Raw genomic sequence first — 5,325 nt, forward strand, 5'->3', positions numbered from 1 at the left:
CATCAAGTGGGCGACTTCGGCCTGGCCCGGCCGTCACGGCGACAACCAGCACCGGCGCCCTGATCGGCACGGTCGCATATCTGGCTCCCGAGCTCGTCCTCGGCAAAGCCGCCGATGCCCGGAGCGACATCTACTCCACCGGCATCATGCTTTACGAGATGCTTACCGGCGGGCAACCTTATGCCGGCGACGTCCCCATCCAGGTTGCCTACCAGCACGTCAACGCGGCCGTCGCCCCGCCGTCGCTCGCAGTCCCCGGCCTTGCCGCGGACGTGGACGAACTCGTCCAGTGGTGCACCGCCAAGGATCCTGAAGAGCGTCCTGTGGACGGTTCGGCGCTCTTGTCTGAACTGCGGCACATCCGCACAACCTTGAGCGACGCGCAACTGGATATCAACCCGCCGGCCGCAAAGGCGGCAACGCCGGAAGGACAACAAGACGCGGCCGGGGCAACCGCGGTAGTCGCCCCTTTCCCTGCCGAACGTACGGAGCCCCTGGAACGGATAGGCCGCCCGACGGAGATTATCTCAAGCCAGCGCAATCCCACCACGGTGCTTCCGCCGTCGGGATTCTCTGCTGGCGCCCCGGCTTTCGACATCCAAGTGCCACAGGACCGCGAACCCCTGGATCCGGCGGAAGCCCCGCCCAGCAAACGCGACATCAAGCGCATGGAGCGCCAGGAAGAAAAGGACCGCGCCCGGGCGGCGGCAACGCCGTCGCGCTCTTTGCGGGAAGGCAACCCGCGCCGCCGGGCCGTGATCTGGACAATTGTCGTGATTGTCCTGGCGATCCTGGCCACAGCGGCGGGCTGGTTCTTCGGCATGGGGCCCGGCTCGCCCGGAACCATACCGGACACCAAGAACAAGACCGTTGCCGAGGCACAACAGCTCCTAAGAACCGCGGGCTTCCAGTCCGAGCCAAAAGACGTGTTCGACGACGACGTCACTGCAGGGTTGGCGGTTGGAACGGAACCCGCGTCCGGCCAGGTAGTCAGGAAGTTCCAAGCGGTGTCGCTCTTCGTCTCGAAGGGTCCACAGTTGTTCCCGCTTGCCGCGATGACCGGCCTGACACTCGACCAGGCAAAGAATGCCCTTGGCGTGGCGGGGATGACGCTCGGCAAAGTCACCGAGCAGTATGACGACAAAGTGCCTTTGGGCACCGTCATCTCCCAGTCCCCGGCCCAGGACACCGCAGTCCGCCACGGCACTCCGGTGGCACTGGTGGTTTCCAAGGGACCGCAGCCCCTCCCTGTACCGGATGTCCGGGGCATGACCCAGCAAGCCGCCGTCAAAGCGATCAGCGACGCCGGATTGACCGCCAAAATTGCGCCGGAACCCGTCAACGACAAGAAGGTCCCCGCGGGGGCCGTGGTCAGCCAGGCTCCTGCCAACGGCACCCTGATCCGCGGCGACTCCGTCACCCTGACCCTGTCCAAGGGTCCGAAGATGGTGCACGTCCCGAACTTCATTGGCAAGCAGGCCGATGCCGCCCGCAAAGCCTTGGAGTCCCTCGGATTCGAGGTCAAGATCAACAACATCCTGGGCGGTTTCTTCGGCACTGTCCGGGACCAGAACCCCGTGGACAGCGATGCACCGGAGGGCTCCGTGGTCACCTTGACCGTCGTATAGGGCCCCGCATACAGGAAAGGCGATCCGGAACCGTTCCGGATCGCCTTTCCTGTATTGGGGCCGCTGCTTGACCACCGATTGGTGGGGCCTACCGCTTGGTGAGGGCTCCAGCCACGAGGAATGCCATCTCGAGGGACTGCATGTGGTTCAGGCGGGGATCGCACACTGACTCGTAGCGGTCCAGGAAGGCATCCTGGTCAATGGGATCGGCGCCGCCAAGGCATTCGGCGACGTCGTCGCCCGTCATTTCCATGTGCAGGCCACCGGGTACCGTGCCCAGGGCGTGGTGGACTTCGAAGAACCCGCGGACTTCGTCCACGACGTCGTCGAAGTTGCGGGTCTTGTACCCGTTGGGCGAGGTGACAGTGTTCCCGTGCATGGGATCCGTGACCCAGAGGACCTGGGCGCCGGAGGCAGTGACCTTCTCGACGACGGCGGGCAGCTTCTCGCGGATGTTCTTGGAACCCATCCGGGTGATGAAGGTGAGGCGGCCAGGCTCGCGGTTCGGGTCCAGCTTGTCAATGAGCCGCAACGCGTCGTCTCCGGAAGTCCCGGGACCGAGCTTGACGCCGATCGGATTGCGCACGCGGGACAGGAAGTCCACATGCGCATGGTCGAGCTCACGGGTGCGTTCACCGATCCAGAGGAAGTGTCCGGAGGTGTCGTAGGGAAGTCCCGTGCGGGAGTCGATGCGCGTCAGGGCACGCTCGTAGTCCAGCAGCAATGCCTCGTGGCTCGCGAAGAATTCCACGCGCTTGAGGGCTTCGAAATCGGCGCCGCAGGACGCCATGAACTTGATCGCACGGTCGATGTCACGCGCCAAGGACTCGTAGCGGGCGTGGGCGGGGTTTTCGGTGAAGCCCTTGTTCCACAGGTGCACCAGGCGAAGATCAGCGAAGCCGCCCTGCGTGAAGGCGCGGATGAGGTTCAGTGTGGAAGCCGAGGTGTGGTAGGCCTTCAGCATGCGACTGGCGTCGTGGGCGCGGGACTCCGGGGTGAAATCGTAGCCGTTGACGATGTCGCCGCGGTACGCAGGCAAGGTCACGCCGTCGCGGGTTTCCTCGTTCGACGAGCGGGGCTTGGCGAACTGGCCGGCCATGCGGCCCATCTTGATGACGGGCATCGCCGCGCCATAGGTAAGGACAACGGCCATCTGCAGGATGGTGCGGACCCGGGCACTGATCTTGTCAGCTGTGGCGTCCTCGAAAGTCTCGGCGCAGTCGCCGCCCTGAAGCAGGAATGCCTTGCCTTGGGCTGCCGCGGCCAGACGCTCGCGCAAAATGTCGACTTCGCCCGCGAAAACCAGCGGCGGGAGCACGGAGAGTTCCTTGACGGAGGCGTCGAAGACGCCCCGGTCGGTCCAGGTGGGTTGCTGCGAGATCGGCAGCTGGCGCCAATCGTCCAAGCCGGGATAGTTTGCCGCGCCGCTTTGCGCGGTGCTGGTCAGCGGGCTGCCCAGGGAACTGGTCAGGGGGCCGGTCACGGACGATGCGGGGTTCGCGGATAGCTCAGTCACTCTCCAAGACTAGTTGCCTTGCCCGCTGTTCGGGGCACGGCTTCCGTAACCCTTATTCGGCGTCCGTCACACTTTCCCGGTCACTGCGCTGCCGTCACCGTCAGGCCCTGAACCGTTGCCGGGCGGACGGCCGCTTTCTTGCCCGCCGTCGGCCGGATTCGCTTCGCTTCCGTTCGCGGGCTCCGGAAGCTGCCCGGCCAGCCGCTGCTTGACGACGGCGGCATATTCGTCCACGTATTCCTGCCCCGAGAGCCGCATGAGTTCGTACATGATTTGGTCGGTCACGGCGCGCTGAACGGAATGGTCTTCCTCTTGGCCGTAATACTGGCTGAAGTCCAATGGTTGCCCGAAAATGATCCCTATCCTGCGGATGTTGGGCAAACGCTTGCCGATGGGTTGCACCTTTTCCGTGCCGATCATGGCCACGGGAACAACGGGCACGCGGGTTTGGAGCGCAAGTTTGGCGACCCCCACTTTGCCCCGGTAGAGCCTCGCATCGGGGCTGCGGGTGCCTTCCGGGTAGATACCCAGCAGGCCACCGTCGGCCAGGACGTCCCTGCCGGCCTGCAAGGACAACTCGGACGCGGCCCCGCCCGATCGGTCCATTGGCAACTGGTTGGTGAGCCTGAAGAACATCGCCGTAAGCCTGCCTTTGAGCCCGGTACCCGTGAAGTACTCGGACTTGGCAAGGAAACTGACGCGCCGGGGCACCATCACCGGCATGAAGATCGAGTCCGAAAAGGACAAATGGTTGGAAGCGAGAATCGCTGCGCCGTCCTGCGGAACGTTGTCGAGGCCCTTGACCCAGGGGCGGAACAGCAATGTGAGAAGCGGACCCAAAAAGATCCGTTTCATGACCCAATAGAACACTTTGGTTCCTCTCCGGGGCGGCGTCTGCAAGGCGTCCGGACGGTCCCGGCCCGCATTCAGAAGCCACCCTACTCCAGTGAGAAATGTCCCGAACAGTGACACGATGGACTCATCACGGAAAGCAGTGCCGCCAACAGAGTAGCCTCGGAGTCATCATGAACACTCTCCCCGATCCCTCGCCGTATGCCAGCGACTTCACCGGTAGTGGACCCAGCATCGGCGTCGTGATGAGCCACGGCTTCACGGGCAGCCCGCACAGCATGCGCCCTTGGGCCGAGTATCTGGCCGCCGAAGGCTACGCCGTCCGCCTCCCTCTGCTTCCGGGCCATGGGACCACGTGGCAGGATATGGCCACCCGGCACTGGCAGGAGTGGCACCATGCGGTGGATGCGGCGTACCTCGAGCTCCAGGCCGAGTGCGATTTCGTGTTCGCCGCCGGCTTGTCGATGGGTGGTACATTGGCTCTGCGGATCGCGGCTACGCGGCCGGTCGCCGGTACCGTCGTCGTCAATCCGGGGCTGGTGATCGATGATCCGCGCGCAGCCGTGGTCGGCATCCTCAAGCACGTCATGAAGTCCACCCCGGCCATTGCCAACGACATCCTCAAACCCGGCATGGACGAGGGTGCATACCCCAGGACGCCGGTCGCAGCCGCCCATGAATTGAAAAAGATGTACAAGGACACCATTAGCCTGCTCCCCCGGATTTCCGCGCCGGTGCGCGTGTTCCGTTCCTCCGTGGACCACGTGGTGTCGGAACGGAGCATCAAGCAGTTGAAGGAGCGGGTCACGGCTTCGATGGAGTTCAGCACCTTGGAGAACAGCTACCACGTGGCCACGCTGGACAACGACGCCCTGGAGATTTTCCGGGGCTCGGCCGAGTTCATCAGGAAAACCATGGCAGGGCTGACAAGCAGTTCCGCCCGGGCCACACCGTCCGGCACCGAGCTCCGGGATTCACCCCATGAATAGGCCAGGGCCCGATTCCCCCGACCAGAGTGCCAACAAGGACGACGACGCCGTCTGGCTCGATTTGGTAGCCAGGCTTGAGTCGATGCCTTCCTCCGCCCTGGACGAGGCGCCCACCGCCGAGGAGACTGGCAGCGATTCCGGAACGGATCCGGGTCCAGGTCCGGAGGAGGTTCCGGGCCGCTCCTCGTCCCGTTCCTTCCAAGACTTCGACCCGCTTGGATTGTCCAAAAGGGGCGCTGCGGAAGAACCCGCGGGCAGCGGGGAGCCCGGTCCGCGCGACTACGAGGTCGAGGACGGGAACGGCTTCGTCCCGGAGGACCCGCCGAGCCTCGCCGGTACC

The 5,325-nt window shown here is 64.5% G+C and carries 3 protein-coding genes and 2 pseudogenes; 3 read left to right on the top strand and 2 right to left on the bottom strand.

From position 1 onward, the window contains the following. Window positions 1–1,628, top strand: a pseudogene (locus tag AHiyo1_RS15490) (PASTA domain-containing protein); the annotation flags it as partial. Window positions 1,629–1,716: 88 nt separating this feature from the next. On the opposite strand, the gene AHiyo1_RS15495 reads toward AHiyo1_RS15490, so the two are convergent. Both AHiyo1_RS15495 and AHiyo1_RS15500 read right to left on the bottom strand, forming a co-directional pair. Beyond that, on the bottom strand, window positions 1,717–3,144 hold the full coding sequence (locus AHiyo1_RS15495; protein ID WP_370872293.1) for a class II 3-deoxy-7-phosphoheptulonate synthase: 1,428 nt from the start codon (window positions 3,142–3,144) through the stop codon (window positions 1,717–1,719). A gap of 66 nt (window positions 3,145–3,210) precedes the next feature. Continuing rightward, window positions 3,211–4,014: a lysophospholipid acyltransferase family protein gene (locus tag AHiyo1_RS15500; RefSeq protein WP_059389157.1), complete on the bottom strand. Its 804-nt coding sequence runs from the start codon at window positions 4,012–4,014 to the stop codon at window positions 3,211–3,213. A gap of 155 nt (window positions 4,015–4,169) precedes the next feature. On the opposite strand from AHiyo1_RS15500, the gene AHiyo1_RS15505 reads away from it, so the two are divergent. Both AHiyo1_RS15505 and AHiyo1_RS24830 read left to right on the top strand, forming a co-directional pair. After that, entirely contained in the window at window positions 4,170–4,985 is an 816-nt protein-coding gene (locus AHiyo1_RS15505) for an alpha/beta hydrolase (RefSeq protein ID WP_059389158.1), read from the top strand. Beyond that, window positions 4,978–5,325, top strand: a pseudogene (locus AHiyo1_RS24830) (hypothetical protein); the annotation flags it as partial. The gene AHiyo1_RS15505 and the pseudogene AHiyo1_RS24830, both read left to right, overlap by 8 nt.

The sequence above is a fragment of the Arthrobacter sp. Hiyo1 genome, assembly GCF_001263615.2.
In the GTDB taxonomy this organism is placed as follows: domain Bacteria; phylum Actinomycetota; class Actinomycetes; order Actinomycetales; family Micrococcaceae; genus Arthrobacter.